Origin of the sequence: Alcanivorax sp. (assembly GCF_040118815.1) — a bacterium.
In the GTDB taxonomy this organism is placed as follows: Bacteria; Pseudomonadota; Gammaproteobacteria; order Pseudomonadales; family Alcanivoracaceae; genus Alcanivorax.
In genome coordinates this window covers 120,944-139,196 of sequence record NZ_JBEDTC010000009.1, presented here as the reverse complement: position 1 = coordinate 139,196, position 18,253 = coordinate 120,944, and the positions used below count along the sequence as shown (strand labels likewise).

Below are 18,253 nucleotides of genomic sequence, written 5' to 3'. Positions count from 1 at the left end.
GTCGCCCGCTTACTCCTCGGAAAAATTCATCCGGTACATCTGCGTATAGAGCCCGTTCTTTTCCAGCAATTCCTGGTGCGAGCCCTGCTCAATCAACTGCCCCTGATCCAGCACCATAATACGGTCCGCTTTTTCGATGGTAGACAAGCGATGGGCAATGACCAGGGTAGTACGCCCTTCCATCACCTGTTCCAGCGCCTGCTGGATGTGGTGTTCAGATTCGCCATCCAGCGCACTTGTTGCTTCATCAAGAATCAAAATCGGCGCATCCTTGAGCAGCGCTCGAGCAATCGCGATTCGCTGCCGCTGGCCACCGGACAATTGCACACCGTCCTGACCCAGCAAGGTATCCAGACCGTGCTCCAGTTGTTCGATGAAACGCCAGGCGTGGGCGTCCTGTGCCGCTTTCATGATAGTGGCATCATCCGCACTGCGCAGTTCACCGTAGGCAATGTTGTTTCGCACGCTGTCGTTAAACAGCACCACCCGCTGGCTGACCATGGCGATCTGGTTGCGCAGCTCACCAAGCTGATACTCATCCAGGGGAATACCGTCGAGAAGAATGCGCCCCTGATCCGGATCAAAAAAGCGCGGCAGCATGGCGCTGATGGTGCTTTTACCTGCACCGGAACGCCCCACCAGCGCAACCGTCTCACCAGCCTTGATGGAAAAGTTGAGATGCCGCACTACCGGTGACGCCGGGTCATAACCAAAGGTTACACCCTGGAACTCGATATTGCCGTCAGCCTTGGTGGCCACAGTATAGGTGCCAGCATCCACTTCCTGCTTGGTGTCCAGCAGTTCAAACAGACTGGCCGCACCGGTTACGCCCCGCTGCACTTTCACGTTCACATCCGTGAGTTGCTTGAGCGGTTTCTGGATCATGCCAGCGGCGGCAATGTAGGAGAGGAACCCCCCCACTGTCAGGTCTTCACCCATCAAGTGAATATACAGATAGGTAATGGCCCCAATGCCCATCGCCACGAACAACTGCACGATCACAGTACTGGCAATCTTGCTGGCATTGAGCTTCACATTCTGCTTGGCAAAACTGCGGCTAACATTGTGGAACCGGTCCGCTTCCTGTTTCTGGCCGCCAAAGATCTTCACCTCGCCACTACCCTCGATGGCTTCACCCAGAAAATGGGTAATGTTTGCCATAGACGATTGAATGCGACGGCTGATTTTACGGAAACGTTTGCTGGTCACATTCATGACCAAGGCAATCAAGGGCGCCACCGCCACCAGAATCAGCGTCAACTTCCAGTTCTGCCATAACAGAAAACCGAACAGGCCAATCACCGTGAGGCCTTCACGGATGATCACAATGATGGCATCCGTCCCGGCGCTGGTGACCTGCTGCGCATCAAAGATGATCTTCGACATGATGCGCCCGGATGCATTGCGGTGGTATTCGGACTGGGGCAATTTCAGCACATGGCCAAACACATCATTGCGCAGCACATACACAATCTGTTGAGCCACCCAGTTCATGGAATAACTGCCCATGAACTGACCCAAGCCCTGGAATATCACCAATACCAGAGGCGCGATCGATACGATCAGCACGCGAGCATCAGTCGGGTTAACGATGGTTTCCCCCAGGTAACCGGCCAGCTGTGCAGCCCCGGCCTGGGTCCCGGCATACAGGGCATAGCCAATAACGCTAATAATCAGCATGAACCAGTAAGGACGGACGTAGCTCAGTAGCCGCTTATAGGTAGGCCACACGTCCTCAGAGGAAAGGGGTTGAGTCATTGTGCCTCGTTGGGTGATTCGCGAGTGGTGAGCGACAGCTTAACAAAACCCAGCTGCCCGGCCACGTCATAAACACGCACGACAGCCTGATACGCCACATTGGCGTCCGCATAAATTTGCAACGGTTGATCCGTTTTATCCTGACCAAGGCGCAACAGCGCAGTGCGCAACGCATTACTGTCACTGGCCGCCAGCTTCTCGCCGTTCACCAGGTAATCGCCCGTGGAGGTAATCGTCACTTCAACCTGATCATCAACCTGAGCCTGCGGAGCGCCATCGGCTTCCGGCAAGGTGATCGACAACTGTGTCTTGTCATCAAAAGTGGTCGATACCATGAAGAAAATCAGCAGCAAAAACACCACATCAATCAAGGGTGTCAGGTTAACGCTGATTTCCTCCTGGCTGGGCCGGGGAAATTTCACGCCTTCTCTCCCGGTTCTGCCTCACGATCACCGTGTACCAGATCCACCACGTGAACGGCGCTTTGCTCCAGTTCCACGGTAATTTCTTCTACCCGGCGCACGAAGAATCGATGAAAGAAGATCGCCGGAATCGCAACCACCAAGCCCGCTGCAGTGGTCAGCAGTGCCTGGGAAATACCGCCAGCCAACTGTGCCGCGTCACCGGTGCCATGAATCATGATGGCCGCAAACACATCGATCATGCCGACCACGGTGCCCAGCAAGCCCAACAGCGGAGTAATCGCTGCGATGGAGCCCAGGGTACTGAGAAATTTCTCCAGTTCGTGCACCACACCGGTGGCACTTTCCTGAATACTTTCTTTCATGATGTCGCGACCATGGCGGGCATTAGCCAGGCCAGTGGCCAAAATACGCCCAAGCGGCGAGCTGTCGCGCAGCTTCACCAGATTGCCTTCATTTAACAGGCCGCGTTTAAGTAACGTCTGCACCTGGGGCACCGTATCCGCCGGCGCCAGTTTGCTGGGCCGCAGGGTCCAGAAACGTTCTACCACAATGGCCAGCGCCACCACCGAACAGATCAAGATCGGAAGCATCATCCAGCCTCCGGACTGCACAAGATCCTGCACCTTAACTTCTCCCCTTGCTCACAGGTTCGCCATTTGGCGAAATCGGGTTACCAAAGCCGCCAACGAGCCGGTCCATGCCAGGGCCGGGCAACCGTTTGCCGCCATTTTGTTATAAGCCGGCCATTATCGACGCCCCCCTGTCGAAACACAATCATGCCATCCAGGTCGGTGCGCAGAACTGTGATGCCCGCGCTATCCAGCTTTTGCAGCACCTGTGGATGCGGATGCCGGAACCGGTTGCGGTAACCAGCACTGACAAGCGCGAAGTCGGGCTGTAGCTGCCGCAGCAGTGCATCACTGGTGCTGGATTTGCTGCCATGATGGCCCACCACCAGCAGATCCACAGATGATAAGGCCCCAAGCAAACGGTACTCCTCCTGAGTGCCGATATCGCCAGGCAACAAGGCGGAACCAAACGGTCCATCAACCTGCAGCACACAACTGGCTCCATTCCCTGCTTGCCCTGGCTCGCGGGGCCACAGCACGGTGAACGTAACATCGTCCCAGCGCCACTGATCACCGGCCTGACACAACCGACTGCCAGGCACTCTGTGCGGCTCCCCGCTAAGCAATAGACCTGGCGACGGCAAGGCCGACAGCCCGCCAGCATGGTCGTTGTCGCCATGACTGATAATCGTGCGATCCACCGCCTGCCCCGTCACTGACAACCAAGGAACCATGCTTTGCGCAGCAAAGCTGCCACCGGGCCAGGACGGGCCGGTATCATAAATCAGCAGGTGCTCACGGGTGCGTATTGCCAATGCCAGCCCCTGCCCCACATCAAACGCGGTCAACGACCACTCGCCCGGCGCCAGTGGCTCCGGCTGTTGCGTCAGCCAAGGCAGCAGGCAAAGCGGCAACAAACGCCGAGGAAACGGCAGAAAAGGCATAAGCAGAAGCATTAAACCCAACAGCAAGACAATACCTGCCATCATCGACGGCAAGCTCAGCCAGGACGGAGCCCCCAGATTCGCCAGCCACGCCATGCCCCACACCGACAACTCCACCCCGGTCGCGGCAGCGCTCAGCAGCCAGGGCTGATGAAACAACGCCCCCAGCAACGCCGCGGGAATGACCAACAAGGTATAAAGCGGAACCAGAAGCAGGTTTGCCAGCGGCGCACTGGGTGTCCACTGCTGAAACAGCACCGCACTTGCCACAGCCATCACCGCAGGCAGTAACAGCAGCAACCGCCAGGGCGCATGGCTACGGGTCAGCATGGCGATACAGGCAACCGCACCAAAGGACAACCACAGGCTCGCAGACAACGCAGCCAGAGGTGTCATCAGCAGTACCACCAACAAGGCCAGCCCCAACGCGCGCCACAGCGAAATCGGCACTCGCCACCACTGGGCCAATGCCACCACCATCAGCATCACCAGTGCGCGTACCGTTGGCAGACTGAAGCCCGCCAATGCCGCATAGCCCACGGCACCGAGCAAACCCGGCGCCCAGGCAAGTTGCTGTAGGGAATATCGGCGCAGCCCTGGCATCACCGCTTGCATCAGTGGCGCAAGCAGCGCCCGGCCCAGCCACCAGAACCAGCCCGCCACAATAGCGATATGCAACCCGGAAATGGCCAGCAGGTGAGCCCCGCCAGTGAGTTGAAAGGTGCGCCAGAGCGATGACTCCAGCCGGGAACGGTCGCCAACAACCAGCGCCGGCAGTACCGCTTGGCCAAAGGGGGAGCCGGACACCGATGCCGCGATCCGGCGTGACAACGCTTCGCGCCAGACATCAATACCACCGTCATTGGCGATGATCGACACATCCTTGAGCTTGCCACGGGCATCCACCCCGGCAGCAAGATCCGCACGGGCACGATCCGGGCCAAACCGGTTATACACGCCACGAGGCACTTTCAGCTCGGCATCGAGAAGCACGCGATCGCCCGCACTCAACAACACAGAAGGCGCATAGCTATTGAGTATCACCCGGTGCGTTCCGGGCCAGACGTCACTGCCCCACACCACCAAGCGAATTTGTTGGCGCACCTGCCAACGACCAAAGCGAAATTCACGGCGGGTCACCGGTATATCCAGCACCCGCCCTTGGAGGCTGAGCACCGACCGATCTTGCTCCACAGGCAAGCGTTGCACCAACCCCTCGTGCAATTGCCAGACGCCAAAACCGTAGCCAAGCACCAGCCAGACGAGCCACAGGTAACGGTGACGCCAAATCCCGACCACCGCCACGGCAGACAGCACCAACAACGGCCATATCACACCCAACCAGCAGCCTGCCACCATGGCCGCTGCCGTCCACCACATTCGCATCCTTGCTCCGCGGTATTTTCTGAAACGACGACGTAAAAACGGTTATAGCAAAACCTCAACCCGACAAATCCTGAAGTCGCCAGCGAAGGAGTATGCCTTTTTTATCGATGCGGGCATAATAGCGCCCGCGGGGAAACCGGAAGGGAACACAAACACCCTTCTACCCCACTTTTTTCGCGGCCAATCCCGGCACGAACGTACCGGGCCTAGCAACGAACTGATAGAGTGCGTTCGTGAATGGCCAGATAACGCCAGCCAGAATGTACCGGGGCAGCCAAACGCTCCCGACCCAGCCAGTAGATGCGAGTTCATGCCAAAACGGATATTCCGCAAATACCTGCCAACACCCGAACGCATTCGGCAGACCAAGTCGTTGAGCTTTCTCGGGGAGGTGCTGTCGGACCCCAATCTCTGGCACATTAATCGCCGTTCGCTGGCAGGCGCCGCCTTTATCGGTATCTTCTCCGGTTTGCTACCCATTCCTCTGCAGATGGGACTGGCCGCGTTACTGGCGGTACGCTTTCATTGCAACCTGCCACTGTCGGTGATGCTGGTCTGGATTTCCAACCCGGTCACCTATGTCCCCATTTTCTACTTCACCTACCGCATCGGCGCCTGGTTACTGGGCATGCCGCCCCACAGTGGCGAAGGCATTACCGTGGCCTGGTTTGTGGAGCAGTTGATTCCCCTGTGGGTGGGCTCGTTGCTGTGCGCATTCCTGTTCGGTGGGCTGGCCTACCTGGCAGTCAAGGTCAGCTGGCGGCTGGCGGTGATTCGTAGCTGGAACCTGCGCGCCCACCGTCGCGTCCGGGCGGAACGCCGGGAAGCCAGACAGGAGGCAAAGGAAGAGGCAAAACGTGAGGCCGACGAGGCCCGCGACGACTCAAAGCCGCCGCAGTAACCCATCGTGCAGCTCATATTGCTGCGGGCAGCGGGATGCAAATTCCCGATCATGGGTCACGATCATGAACGCCGTACCCAGATTTTCATTCAACTCGATCATCAGCGCCTGAACCTGGGCGGCGGTGCGCTCATCCAGATTCCCGGTGGGCTCATCCGCCATTACCAGCGCAGGTTCTGTCACCAGCGCGCGGGCAATCGCCACCCGCTGGCGCTCCCCACCGCTTAACGCAGAAGGCTTGTGCTTGAGGCGAGGCCCCAGCCCCACTCGCTCCAGAATCGTCGCCGCCCGGGCCTGGCAATCCGCCGGCTTTTCGCCGCGAATCAACAGTGGCATGGCCACATTTTCCAGCGCGGTGAATTCCGGCAGCAGATGGTGAAACTGGTAGACGAACCCCAGGTAGCGATTGCGTAACCGTCCGGTTTCGCGATCACTTAACGACGCCACCGACGTCCCCGCAATAGAGACCGAGCCCCGGGTGGCGTGGTCCAGCCCACCCAGCAAATTCAGCAAGGTTGATTTACCCGAACCGGACGCCCCGATAATCGCCAGGATGTCGCCCTTGTGCACGGTCAGGTCCACACCGCGCAGCACTTCCAGCTCGTTATTGCCCTCTTCGTAGGCTTTCACCAACGTTTGCGCATGCAGGACAGGCGTCGAATCATTCATAACGCAGCGCCTCCGCAGGTTGTACCCGGCTCGCGCGCCAGGAGGGATACAGGGTGGCAGAGAAACTGATAAACAGCGCGATACCGACAATAGTACCCACGTCGGACCACTGCAGCTCAGACGGCAGGTAATTCACAAAATAGGCATCAAACAAACGGGTGTTGAAAGTCTTCTCTACCCACTCGGCAATATTGCTCACATTGGTGGCCAACAGCACCCCCAACGCAGTGCCCAGTAACGTCCCCGCCACGCCAATCAGCGTACCCTGCACCATGAAAATCCGCATGATGGTGCCCGGCGAGGCGCCCAGCGTACGCAACACCGCAATGTTGCCGCGCTTCTCGGTCACCAGCATCACCTGGCTGGAAATAATATTGAATGCAGCCACCGCCACAATGAAACTGAGCAACAGCGTCATCATGGTCTTTTCCATCTTGATGGCTTGGAACAGGTTGCCGTGGCTGCGGGTCCAGTCACTGGTGTAGTAATCCGGCCCCAGCTCCTGCTGCAACTTCCAGCCCAGGTTGGAAGCACTGAACAAATCGTTGAGCTTTAGCCTCACCCCTTGCACGGTGCCCGCCTGGCGCGCCAGTTTGGCGGCGTCAGCCACATTCACATAGGCATAAAGGGAATCGACTTCGGCCCGCACCCGGAAAATCCCGGTGACGGTAAAACGCTTGAAACGGGGCATCACCCCGGCAGGCGAAATCGTTGCTTCGGGAAGCACCAGGGTGACCTTGTCGCCTAGCTCTGCGCCCAGGCGTCGCGCCAGCCCATAGCCCAGCACCATATCAAATGCCCCCGGCTCGAGGCTGTCCAGCTCCCCCTGGTGCATGAAGTCACCAACAATGGACACCTTGCGCTCAGCGTCAGGCTCAATGCCGTTGATCAGCGATCCTGCCACGTTGCCGCGATGGGTCAACATGCCCTCAAGCTGCACAAACGGCGCCGCCGCCTCGATCTGGTCGTGATGATCCAGCCGGTTGGCCAGCGCCTGCCAGTCCTGCACCGGCTCACGGCCGTGCACTGACAGGTGGGTCACCATGCCCAAAATGCGGGTCTGCAACTCACGATCAAAGCCATTCATGACAGATAGCACCGTGATCAGCACCGCAACGCCCAACATCAGGCCCAGTGCCGAAATCAGTGTAATCACCGAAATAAAACTGTTGCGGGCGCGGGCGCCGGTATAGCGCAGCCCCACATAGAAGGATAGAGGTCGAAACATGCAGCGCATTTAACCCGAAACCCGGGGCAAATACTACGGCCATCACCGTCGGAAACGGGCCCGAATGCCTCGGGGCGCCGCTTTGTGATCGGCGTCAGCGTTCCCGTGCTAGCAAAATGGTTGAATAAGTTTACCTAACTTTCTAATATCGAAAGAAAATACAATCTCGCCGGGGGAAGAAATGAAGATAAAAATAATGACGTTGCTGGCCACAGCAGCGCTGGCCATGCCCGCTGCCTCACTGGCAGCCGACGTTCCCCAACGCGGCATGTCCCAATCCCAGGTTCGCGCTGAATTCGGCGCTCCAAACCAGAGCAAAGGCCCCGTGGGCAGCCCAGCCATCACCCGCTGGTTCTACAACGGCTTCACCGTTTACTTCGAAAACAATACCGCCTTGCACACCGTGATTGATCGTCCGGCAAGCGCAGCACCGGATGTGGTGTCCGGACAACAGGTCGATACTCTTCCTCCCATAGAAGAAAAAGCGACTGTCTCCTCCAACGCACCAGCATCGACTGATCCCGCCCCCGACAGTGACGACACCCAAGGCGGGCCAGTATTCGACCCGGTTTCCGGCCGCTTTGTCAGCGAAGACGACAACGACGCAACCCCAGCCAGCAGCCCGGAATCCAAGTCCGCCGCTAGCACACAAAACCAGACCACAGCCGCAGCGCCTGAAACGAAAGCCACAGCCACTAGCGAAAAAGCTCCCGCGTCCGACACAGCGAAAGCAGCACCGGCAGCTGCCGCCGCCACCGGCACCGCAGCGGCTAAAGCGAACGCCACCACTCCGGCAACAGCGCCTGCCACTAACGCCACCAGTGAAGGCGAAGGCGAATTCCGCTTCGACCCGGTCACTGGCCGAATTATCATCGCCGGTGAAGATACCCCTGAGCAGGCCGCGCAAAAACAGGCCGCCAGCATGAAGAAAGAGGCCCAGCAGTCCGCCGACCAAGTCAGCGAGTCTGCCAGTAAAACAGTGGAAGACAGTCAGGCCGAAGCGAATAAAGCCGTCAACGACGTCAGTGAGAAAGCAGAAGCCGCTCAGGCTCAAGCCGAAGAGACCGTCGCGGAACAAGCTGAAGAGGTAGAGCAAACTCAGCAGGCCGCACAGGACGCAGCAAATGACGTCCAAAAAAGCGCTGAAGAAGACGCCGATGGCGGCGGTTTCTATATTGACTGGGGTGCCCGCCAGTAGCACACTCGCGCGCATAGCCAACCCTGCGGACCTTCTTCGCCATGCGCCAACTTCTTCCTGAATGGGCTCCCCAATGGGGGGTCCTGCTCGCCTGGCCCGATGCCCATACCGATTGGGCCGATCACCTGGCCGACGCCGAAATCTGTTATCTGGATATCCTCGCTGCCCTGCTTGATCACGAGCATGTGCTGCTGGTGTGCCGTAACGCCCACACCCGTGAACATATTCACGCTCAGGTCGCTGCACGGGGCATCGACACCCTGCGCCTGCAGGTGGTGATCGCCGACTACAACGACACCTGGGCCCGGGATTTCGGCCCCATTGCAATCCGCCATGGCGAGCAGACGAAACTACTCAATTACACCTTTACCGGCTGGGGCGGCAAGTTCGCCGCCGGCAAGGACAACGCCCTCAACCCGCAGCTGCCCTGGCAATTGCCGCTGGACACCCACGCCCTGGTGCTGGAAGGCGGCGCCATCGATACCGATGGCAACGGCAACCTGCTGACCACCCGCCACTGCCTGCGCAACCCCAATCGCAACCCGGGCCTTTCGCAAGCGGAACTGACCGAACAACTGAAACAACAGCTGGGCGTCAGTGACATCTGGTGGCTGGACCATGGCGAACTGGAAGGCGACGATACCGACGCCCACGTGGACACCCTCGCCCGCTTTGTGGATGAAAAGACCCTGGCTTATGTGCAATGTCAGGATCCCCGTGACAGCCACTACCCCGGTCTCGCCGCCATGGAACAGGAACTGCTGGACCTGGCAGACCAGCATGATTTGGTTCTGGTTCCACTGGCACTGCCGTCTGCCCAGTATTGCCGCGAAGGCGACCGCCTGCCGGCCACCTATGCCAATTTCCTGATCACCAACGAGAAAATTCTGGTGCCGATTTATGGCTGCGACACCGACCAGCAAGCCCTGGATGCACTGCAATCCGTCGCCGGCTCGCGCACCGTAGTGGCCGTCAACTGCCGGGTACTGATCGAACAGCACGGCAGCCTGCACTGTGTCACCATGCAATTGCCGCAAGGCGCACTCTAACAACCGAGCGCGCCGCCCCAGCACAAGGAAAATGCCCATGCGTGTTGCCGTTATTCAGCAAACAAACACCGCCGACCTGCAAGCCAACCTGGATCATTCCCTGGCGCAGGTGCGTGACGCCGCCGCCCAGGGCGCCGAATTGGTGCTACTGCAGGAATTACACCGCAGCCTGTATTTCTGTCAGACCGAAGACACCCGCGTCTTTGACCTGGCCGAACCCATTCCCGGCCCCAGCACCGACACACTCGGAGCACTGGCCAAAGAGCTGGGCATCGTCATCGTCGGCAGCCTGTTTGAAAAGCGCGCCACCGGCCTGTACCACAACACCGCCGTGGTACTGGAGAAAGACGGCAGCCTGGCCGGCATCTACCGCAAGATGCACATTCCCGATGACCCCGGCTTCTACGAGAAATTCTATTTCACCCCCGGCGATGCGGATTTCAACGATGGCCGCAGCGGCTTCAGCCCCATCGAAACCAGCGTGGGCAAACTGGGCCTGCTGGTATGCTGGGACCAATGGTATCCGGAGGCCGCCCGCCTGATGGCCTTGGCAGGTGCCGACATGCTGCTATACCCCACCGCCATTGGCTGGGACCGCACGGACCAGCAAGACGAACAGCAACGCCAGCTGGACGCCTGGATCACCATCCAGCGCTCTCATGCGATTGCCAACGGCCTGCCAGTGCTGGTCGCCAACCGCACCGGGTTTGAACAAAGCCCGGCCGACGACAGCGGTATTCAATTCTGGGGAAACAGTTTTATCTGTGGACCGCAGGGGGAATTTCTGGCCCAGGCCGACAGCAACAATGAGCAGGTGCTACTAGCCGACGTGGACCTGCAACGCAGCGAATCCGTACGCCGGATCTGGCCTTATCTTCGCGACCGGCGCGTGGACGCCTACGCAGACCTGAACAAACGTTACCGAGACTAAATCCCTGCACAGGAAGCGAGAGGAGCTAGTGCACAGCGCGTCGATCAACCGGCACTTTGCTCCTCCGTTGTTTTCACTGCGCCTACAACAACGAGCCCTCTATTCGAGACGAAGCGGCCAGCGCCTCTGGGTAGGATTGCGCCTGAAACAGCGAACTCACCAAAGGCTGAATCGTATTGGCAAGCCTCAATTCAAAGTCATACGGGTGCAAGCCGACCCGTACCGGCACACCGGAATGCTGCGACTGATGGACATTGATTGCGTTGAAAAAGCGCAACACCCAGGCACGAAATGCGTTATCCGCCTCAAAGCCCACCAACGGTAATCGGGTAAAGGTGCTGGTCTGTGTATCGTGAACACCAGACAAGGTTTCCACATACCGAAACGGCAACCCGGCAAGCTGTGACCGGGTCAGCGCGCCCAATGCCCACGCCGGCGGCACATAGAGCGGCGATGGCGTCAGGCCATTACCGATAAACCAGCGATAACAATCCCACACCAGCCGCTGAATGCCGTCTCCTGAGAACGACAAATGCTCCGCCACATCCCGTGACAACAGTGCGCTGTGCAAGCGGTGATAAAGCGTCACGGGTGGCTGACAACGGTGAGACCAGCCATGGCCGGCCAACGGATGCCCCGCCTCCTGCAGACCCCGCAACCAATCCAGGTCCTCTGGCTGCCAGTCTTTACCGGGAACCACCAGCAAGGTCACCGCTTTGGCGGGCAGGCTCAGCCGCGCCAGCATAGCGGTGACGCGCGTGCGGGTTTCGGGCATCACGTCGTGAATCGAAACCAGTGCAGTTAATGGCTCAGAGCGCATTGCGGATATAACTGCTGCTCAAGCGGCGCAGCAATGCCAGGGTGGGAGAAGGCAGCGCCGGGTTTGGGTTGGGTGCCAGCGTGGCGCAGTGGGCCAGCACCGCCGTCCACTGCGTCACCGCATGGTCGTTCATGGATAATGCGGCCTGGCGGGCCTGGCCGGCCTTAAGCGAGCGCGTCACCGGGCTGAGTGATTGCAGGCGTTCAAGGGTATCGAACAGGCTCTCCCCTTGCTCCATGATCCACAGCCCGCTGGCTAATGCAGGCCATTCATTGATGCCGCAGGCCGGCGTGGTAATCACCAGCCGCTCCCGCGCCATGGCTTCCAGCGCTACCGTGCCAAAGGCTTCCACCGATGAGGGCAGCACCAGCACCTGACAGCGATCCAGCATGCTGACCACTTGCTCACGGCTACACCAGCCGTGGAAGTGCAAGTTACCCTGCTCGCCACAGGCCTTTTCCACCTTGCCGCGCAGCGGGCCATCACCAGCGATTTCAAACTGCAGGTCCGGGCGACGGGACGCCAGCGCAAGGAAGGATTCAATGTTCTTTTCCGCCGCCAGCCGGCCCACATAACAGACCCGCTGCACGGTATTGTCCAGCTCAACCACTGGCGTATGCACGAACTCGCGGGCCAACGGTGTGCCTACAAGTTGTGGATTGCGCGCCCCCGCTGCACGGGCCTGGGCGATCATCGATTCGCAGATGGTGGCAGCGGTTTCGCTGCCCTGAAACAGGGTGCGGTTCACCCAGTTGAGAAAGCCGCCAGCTAGCCGCGCCAGCCGCTTCCCCCAATACAGCTCTACCAGGCGGTTGTAATCCGTCTGGAAAGTGACGCACACCGGAATCCCCCATTTCTTGGCAATCCAGTAGCCGATCATGGAGAAAATACCTGGCCCCGGAATCACAATCACATCCGGTTTCATTTCCCAGACCAGCGCACTGAGTTCACGCACTTTGGGAAAAAACAGCCGCTGGGTGGGATCGCCGGGAATCGGAATGGACGCGCCTTGGCAGGAATGTGGATCCTGCATGCAGGGCTGCACCAGTTCCACTTGCGCCACCTGATCTTTTAGATGAGAGGCCAGGTCCTGGAAGTAGGCGCCGACGCCATTCCGCCCCTTGATCGCATCCACCACAAACAGTATGCGTAGCTCTTTGGTATCCATGGCCGGCAGTATCCGGGCCGCTCATGTCGATAATGTGACAGGAGCTTCGCACCATGAAGGTGTAATTGCGACAAGATGTAACGAACCCCGAACTCGCTGTAAGAGCGTCGCTGGCCGCGCGATTCCGTGACATCTACAACGACGCTGTAGGAGCGCCGCTTGAGGCGCGAATCTGCTTGGCTCATCAGCTGCGAGTCACGAGAAGCGTGTAACGAAAATCGAAACCCGCGAATGGATTTTTGCTTTTCGAAACTCGCTTCTAGCAACTCGAAACTATTTTGGTTCGCGCCTCAAGCGGCGCTCCTACAGCAGTTTTTCATCAGTGTTGGGGAGCGGGTATCCGAAGCGCTCATAAACCCAGCCAAACGTCTGTAGCAACTCCTCACCACTGACACCCAAGGCATCCAGAGAATACTGATGGCCGCTGCGGTACTGTTTGGCCTTGCGATCCTGCTCCTGCAGCCGCTCACAAAATTGCGCGTCGGGCTGCCAGCCAAACCGCTGATAAAAACCCAGTACGGTCTCGCCAGGAGCAGATGCCAGAGTTTCCATCACCGACAGCGCCTGGCGCTGTTCCGGCATCTGCTCTACCACCTCCAGCAGGTGACGATAGTAGTATTCCAGCATCGCCAGAAACCCTTCACGCCAGTAGGCGGTGGTGTCGCGGCCATCGAACAGGCGCGCTCCTATAAGGATGGAATTTACTTGCGATGGCACCGCCGCGGTGGGACTACGCAGGCAGCCGATAAACCGGGCATCCGGAAAGGCGTCGGCCAGAGTTTCCATCCACGGGGTAAACGATGGGTTCTTGGATAGCAGGATTTTTTCCGGGCCGTGGAAGTAAAGGTGGCGCTGAATAAAACGGCGGTAAGCGCGCATCAATCGCTGCTTTTCTTCCGGGCGGCCATCACGGTCCAGAAATGTCAGCTGCCACAGAGCAGGAACAGGCACCGCGAGCACCAGCAGAAAGCAGCCCCACACCGGGATCAATCCCAGATAATCCTCTTCCGGATCCAGCAGCCCGGTCTTGTGCACGCCGTCCAGCCCACCCAACAAACGCCTTTCCGCCCAGAACAGAAGCCGGGCGCCCGGTCGGCCGATCAAGCTGTCCAGACGAGCGACACCGGTCCAGAAATAGCGCTGGGTAATCGAGGGCGCAAACAACAGCTCCCATAGGGCCGTGGTAGTAAAGCGTTCATCCATGGCCAGCAGGCGATGCAGGAAGGTGGTACCGCTGCGGGGCACCCCGGTCACAAACAACGGCTGACGCACCGCCACCCGCCGAAATGCCGGGAACAGAAGATAATCCAGCCCCAGGCCGATGCCATTGATTCCCTGCACCAGCAGGAATAACGGCCAGAACAGCAGCATCACCAGTAGCCGCTGCAACGAGACTCCGCGCAATTGGCCCTGGTAGCGAGGGAACCAACTGGCGGTAAACAGTGCGGTATAACGTTTCAGCAGCGTTGGCATGGTCAGGCTCGAAGGGAAGAAACGTTGAAACAATAAAACAGTTTCAAGTCACAAAAATGACAACACCGCCTCTTGTGTCCAGGTCACAGCGCTGTCATCTTTCTCACAAACAATAGCGCTATGACTGTACCAATGACCGACCTGACCAACCCTTCTGCCTACCCTGCTCTGGTAGGCCACCGTGGCGCCCGCGGCGAAGCGCCAGAGAATACACTGGCCAGCTTTCAAGTGGCGGTGGAAGCCGGTGTGACGGAAATGGAACTGGACGTTCGCCTGTCTTCCGATGGCCAGCTGATCGTACTGCACGACAGCGACGTGACCCGCACCACCGGTGTCCGTGGCAATGTGCGCCAGTACACTCGCGCTCAGCTCGGTGTGATGGATGCCCGCCGCAATACGCCCGGCTGGCACAGCCCCACGGGCATTCCTTCCCTGCAGGAAGTGGTTGAACTGTGCGGCCCGGAAATGCGTTTCCAGTTTGAGGTGAAAGGCGCAGACCGTACCGTCCTGCATCAGCTGGCCCACCACCTGACGCACATGATCCATGATCAGCAGCTGCAATCGCGGGTGGTGATTACGTCCAGCCACACCGGCTTTTTACGCATGGTCGGCACCATGGCACCGGATATCGAGCGGGGTTATGTGTGTCAATATCGTTACCTACAACCCACCCGACGAGCCAAGGCATTGGGTTGTAGCTGGGTCATCGCGCATTTCTCACTGGTTGGCCCTGCGCTGATGCGCCGGGCCAAACGACGGGGTTTGAAAGTGTCCGTGTGGACCGTGAACGACCTGACCGAAGCCGAACGGCTAGCCAAGCTGAAAGTACACAGCATCATCACTGACTTCCCCACCAGCTTTGTCAGCCACTTCCGCCGCAAACACCGTTATGGCTCTTCAGAAGCGGCCTCGATTAACGGCTGATCGTTAAGAAACGCCATGATTTCCTCTTTACGGGCCATGGCGTCCTTGCGTCCCATCTCGATCAGGGCGTTGGTGAAACCGGGTTCAAACAGCAGATAACTCATGGCACTGGCCCCCGGGGAACGGGTCGCGCCAGAGCTGCGCAGGAAGAATCGCAAGGTGCGGGGCAATTCACGAATATGCTCCGCTGCGATTTCATCAATGGGCCGCGAGGGATAGATTTTCAGCACATCCACTTCGCGAAGCTTGATACCGTGTTTTCTGCGGGTGCGCTCGCCCAGAGCAGACAGGGTGTGATTGATTCGTTCAAGCCGCTCCACGTCCCCTTCCAGCGTATCCACGAACACACTGTTCAGAACGTGGCCCAACACCTGAGCCATGGATGGATAGCCACTAAGCCGGCGCTGATGCCCGGCACTGACGTTGCCGGACACGCCAATCACCAATAAGCGCGTGGCCCCAAGATGCAGCGCCGGGCTCAATGGTGCCAGCTGACGCAGCGCCCCGTCACCGTAGTAGGCACCATCCACATTACTGGCAGGAAACAGGATGGGAATCGCCGCCGATCCCAGCAGATGCTCCACCCCAATGTGCGAACGCTTGCCCTTGCGGCGCGCGCGTATCCACTCAGGCAGTTCGTCTGTGCCCTGAAAAAAGCTTACCGACTCGCCACTGGCATAGGCTGAGGCAGTAATCGCCAACGCACGCAAATGCCCCTGATCCAGGCTCTCCTGGATACGGCGAAAGTTAATCACCAGCGACAACAGGCGTTGCAACGGTGTGTTATCGAGCAGAGAACTGCGCTCCGGCGTCTTGCCAGTAGCCACGCCAGAAAAAAACCAGCGCATGACGCCACGCAGGCAGGCATACAAGTCCGTGCGATACACTTGTTCGGCAGTAATATTCGACCAGACCCGCTCCAAGCCTCGCACCGCTGCACGGTAATTACCGGCATTGGCTGCCAGCGCCGCCGCATTGATCGCCCCCGCCGAGGTACCGCAAATAATCGGAAACGGGTTGGGCGCACCGCGAGGTACCATCTCCGCAATCGCTGCCAGGACACCGACCTGGTAAGCGCCACGCGCCCCACCGCCGGATAATATCAATCCTCTCACCGGATCCTGCTTGTGCATTGATGCCCTCCCTGTTGGTTGTACTCAGTATGCCGCTCAGACCGCCCCGCCACCACCGCCCAGCGCATGAATAATGCTGGCGGGACAATTCGCACTGCCTTATTCTGAACACTCTCAAGGACACAGGATTATGTGCACTTTTTCCCTTCGCCCCGCTCTCCCCGACGACTTGGATGCACTCACTGCGCTGGAACAGCGTTGCTTTTCCTCCGACCGCCTTTCACGCCGCAGTTTCCGTAAATGGCTCAAGCGCCAGCACGCGGGCCTGATTGTTGCCCTGGACGAACAGCAACAATTGGCCGGTTATGCCTTGGTGTTACTTCAACCCGGCACACGCCTGGCGCGGCTCTATTCCATCGCGGTCGATCCACAACAGCGCGGCAAAAAGCTCGGGGAGCGTTTACTCGACGCCGCCGAAAACTATGCACACCAGCAGCGGCGCCTATTCCTGCGCCTGGAAGTGCGCAAGGATAACGTCGCGGCCATTGCCTTGTATGAACGCCTGGGATATCGCCTGTTCGCCCAGACAGCAGACTATTACGAGGATCACGAAGACGCCCTGCGTTACCAGAAACGGCTGCACTATCAACCCAGCAGTCAGCCCGGAGATCAACGCGACAATCCCGGCTCTCGACACTTGCCCTGGGTTCAGCAGACGACCCCGTTCACCTGTGGGCCCGCGTGCCTGCTAATGGCGCTGGCCGCCCTGAAACAGCAGGCGCCGAGCACCACCGAAGAGCTATTGCTGTGGCGTGAAGCCACTACCATTTTCATGACCGCAGGGCATGGCGGTTGCCACCCGCTGGGGTTGGCGCTGGCCGCCCGGCAGCGTGGGCTCAACGCCAGCGTCTGGTGTAACCAGACCGGCCCGCTGTTTGTGGACTCTGTGCGCGACAGCGATAAAAAAGCGGTCATAACCACTGTTCATGATCACTTTGTCAGCGAATGTGCACGGCAAAAAATCCCTGTCTACTACGAAGATTTCAGCGCCGCGGACGTGGACGAGGCTATTGCTGCCGCCAGCGTCGTACTGGTGCTGATCAGCACTTGGCGACTGGACGGGCGAAAAGCACCACACTGGGTCGCCATCAGCGGCAGCGATGAGGAATGCTTTTATATCCATGACCCGGACCCCGGCGAAGATCAGGTCCCCATGGATTGCCAGCACGTGCCAATCACCCGACAGAAATTTGAACAAATGCGGCAGTACGGTCAGGCAAAGCTTCGTACTGCGGTGATATTGAGCCGCCTCTGAATAACGCCTTGCCGAGCGTCACAATAAAGCAGTTTCGAATCGCGAAACCTGAAGTTTCCGCTCTTTGAGGTTTAGCTTTTCGAAACTCACTCCTCGCAACTCACGACTGCTGTTATCGCTCCTACAGATCGTTCAGACACAAAAAAGCCCGCACGGAGCGGGCTTCCTGTGGCCGAGCCCAGGGCTACATCTTCATCACGTCTTTACCCAGTGCCGCCGCTTTTTCGCTGTTCACCTTGCGGGCATTTTCTTCGCATTCATCGTCGTTGCCGCCGCAAATTTCACAGTCCTGTTTCATGCCTAGCGCCGCCAGGCCACCACAGGAGCCTTTGACCGGCTTATTGGAAAGAATCACGCCCACAGCCATGCCGGCAAAAAGCAGGCCAATGAAAATTACTGCTGCCACAATGGTCATGAACATG

The 18,253-nt window shown here is 58.8% G+C and carries 17 protein-coding genes; 6 read left to right on the top strand and 11 right to left on the bottom strand.

The annotated features are described in order from the left end of the window. Nucleotides 1–9: 9 nt before the first annotated feature. The 4 genes from msbA to ABNH18_RS07130 are packed head-to-tail and all read right to left on the bottom strand — an operon-like array spanning nucleotide 10 to nucleotide 5,082. On the bottom strand, nucleotides 10–1,758 hold the full coding sequence (gene msbA, locus ABNH18_RS07145; protein WP_349382154.1) for a lipid A export permease/ATP-binding protein MsbA: 1,749 nt from the start codon (nucleotides 1,756–1,758) through the stop codon (nucleotides 10–12). Then, nucleotides 1,755–2,180: an ExbD/TolR family protein gene (locus ABNH18_RS07140; protein ID WP_063519846.1), complete on the bottom strand. Its 426-nt coding sequence runs from the start codon at nucleotides 2,178–2,180 to the stop codon at nucleotides 1,755–1,757. Before ABNH18_RS07140 ends, msbA begins: the two co-directional genes overlap by 4 nt. Then, nucleotides 2,177–2,806 carry a MotA/TolQ/ExbB proton channel family protein gene (locus ABNH18_RS07135; RefSeq protein WP_039925832.1) on the bottom strand — a complete coding sequence of 210 codons (630 nt, stop codon included), beginning with the start codon at nucleotides 2,804–2,806 and terminating at the stop codon, nucleotides 2,177–2,179. Before ABNH18_RS07135 ends, ABNH18_RS07140 begins: the two co-directional genes overlap by 4 nt. A gap of 47 nt (nucleotides 2,807–2,853) precedes the next feature. Further along, on the bottom strand, nucleotides 2,854–5,082 hold the full coding sequence (locus ABNH18_RS07130) for a DNA internalization-related competence protein ComEC/Rec2 (RefSeq protein WP_349382153.1): 2,229 nt from the start codon (nucleotides 5,080–5,082) through the stop codon (nucleotides 2,854–2,856). 310 nt (nucleotides 5,083–5,392) lie between these two features. Here ABNH18_RS07130 and ABNH18_RS07125 point away from each other — a divergent pair, with 310 nt between their 5' ends. Continuing rightward, on the top strand, nucleotides 5,393–5,983 hold the full coding sequence (locus ABNH18_RS07125; protein ID WP_349382152.1) for a DUF2062 domain-containing protein: 591 nt from the start codon (nucleotides 5,393–5,395) through the stop codon (nucleotides 5,981–5,983). Here the strand turns inward: ABNH18_RS07125 and lolD are convergent. Both lolD and ABNH18_RS07115 read right to left on the bottom strand, forming a co-directional pair. Then, nucleotides 5,966–6,652: a lipoprotein-releasing ABC transporter ATP-binding protein LolD gene (lolD, locus tag ABNH18_RS07120; RefSeq protein ID WP_349382151.1), complete on the bottom strand. Its 687-nt coding sequence runs from the start codon at nucleotides 6,650–6,652 to the stop codon at nucleotides 5,966–5,968. The two genes, ABNH18_RS07125 and lolD, sit on opposite strands and share 18 nt — an antisense overlap. Next, nucleotides 6,645–7,880: a lipoprotein-releasing ABC transporter permease subunit gene (locus ABNH18_RS07115; protein ID WP_349382150.1), complete on the bottom strand. Its 1,236-nt coding sequence runs from the start codon at nucleotides 7,878–7,880 to the stop codon at nucleotides 6,645–6,647. Before ABNH18_RS07115 ends, lolD begins: the two co-directional genes overlap by 8 nt. Before the next feature lie 181 nt (nucleotides 7,881–8,061). On the opposite strand from ABNH18_RS07115, the gene ABNH18_RS07110 reads away from it, so the two are divergent. The 3 genes from ABNH18_RS07110 to ABNH18_RS07100 are packed head-to-tail and all read left to right on the top strand — an operon-like array spanning nucleotide 8,062 to nucleotide 11,058. Then, the gene (locus tag ABNH18_RS07110; protein ID WP_349382149.1) at nucleotides 8,062–9,078 is read left to right on the top strand and encodes a hypothetical protein; all 1,017 of its coding nucleotides are present in this window, start codon (nucleotides 8,062–8,064) and stop codon (nucleotides 9,076–9,078) included. Between the two features lie 41 nt (nucleotides 9,079–9,119). After that, nucleotides 9,120–10,127 carry an agmatine deiminase family protein gene (locus ABNH18_RS07105; protein ID WP_349382148.1) on the top strand — a complete coding sequence of 336 codons (1,008 nt, stop codon included), beginning with the start codon at nucleotides 9,120–9,122 and terminating at the stop codon, nucleotides 10,125–10,127. A gap of 37 nt (nucleotides 10,128–10,164) precedes the next feature. After that, nucleotides 10,165–11,058 (top strand): carbon-nitrogen hydrolase, encoded by an 894-nt coding sequence (locus ABNH18_RS07100; protein ID WP_349382147.1) that lies wholly within the window; start codon nucleotides 10,165–10,167, stop codon nucleotides 11,056–11,058. Between the two features lie 82 nt (nucleotides 11,059–11,140). On the opposite strand, the gene ABNH18_RS07095 is transcribed toward ABNH18_RS07100, so the two are convergent. From ABNH18_RS07095 to ABNH18_RS07085, 3 genes are all read right to left on the bottom strand, one after another. Beyond that, nucleotides 11,141–11,833 carry a polysaccharide deacetylase family protein gene (locus tag ABNH18_RS07095; RefSeq protein WP_502876778.1) on the bottom strand — a complete coding sequence of 231 codons (693 nt, stop codon included), beginning with the start codon at nucleotides 11,831–11,833 and terminating at the stop codon, nucleotides 11,141–11,143. A 34-nt stretch (nucleotides 11,834–11,867) separates the two neighbouring features. Continuing rightward, entirely contained in the window at nucleotides 11,868–13,046 is a 1,179-nt protein-coding gene (locus ABNH18_RS07090; protein WP_349382145.1) for a glycosyltransferase, read from the bottom strand. 303 nt (nucleotides 13,047–13,349) lie between these two features. Continuing rightward, nucleotides 13,350–14,519 (bottom strand): sulfotransferase, encoded by a 1,170-nt coding sequence (locus ABNH18_RS07085; protein ID WP_349382144.1) that lies wholly within the window; start codon nucleotides 14,517–14,519, stop codon nucleotides 13,350–13,352. A gap of 132 nt (nucleotides 14,520–14,651) precedes the next feature. Here ABNH18_RS07085 and ABNH18_RS07080 point away from each other — a divergent pair, with 132 nt between their 5' ends. Continuing rightward, on the top strand, nucleotides 14,652–15,443 hold the full coding sequence (locus ABNH18_RS07080; protein ID WP_349382143.1) for a glycerophosphodiester phosphodiesterase: 792 nt from the start codon (nucleotides 14,652–14,654) through the stop codon (nucleotides 15,441–15,443). Here ABNH18_RS07080 and ABNH18_RS07075 read toward each other — a convergent pair. Next, a complete protein-coding gene (locus ABNH18_RS07075; RefSeq protein ID WP_349382142.1) occupies nucleotides 15,407–16,576 on the bottom strand; it encodes a patatin-like phospholipase family protein in 1,170 nt (389 codons plus the stop codon). The two genes, ABNH18_RS07080 and ABNH18_RS07075, sit on opposite strands and share 37 nt — an antisense overlap. 130 nt (nucleotides 16,577–16,706) lie before the next feature. Between ABNH18_RS07075 and ABNH18_RS07070 the strand changes: the two genes are divergently transcribed. Beyond that, the gene (locus ABNH18_RS07070) at nucleotides 16,707–17,831 is read left to right on the top strand and encodes a peptidase C39 family protein (protein ID WP_349382141.1); all 1,125 of its coding nucleotides are present in this window, start codon (nucleotides 16,707–16,709) and stop codon (nucleotides 17,829–17,831) included. A gap of 184 nt (nucleotides 17,832–18,015) precedes the next feature. On the opposite strand, the gene nqrM is transcribed toward ABNH18_RS07070, so the two are convergent. Then, complete coding sequence (gene nqrM, locus ABNH18_RS07065; RefSeq protein WP_349382140.1) at nucleotides 18,016–18,252, bottom strand: (Na+)-NQR maturation NqrM; 237 nt, start codon at nucleotides 18,250–18,252, stop codon at nucleotides 18,016–18,018. Nucleotide 18,253 lies beyond the last annotated feature (1 nt).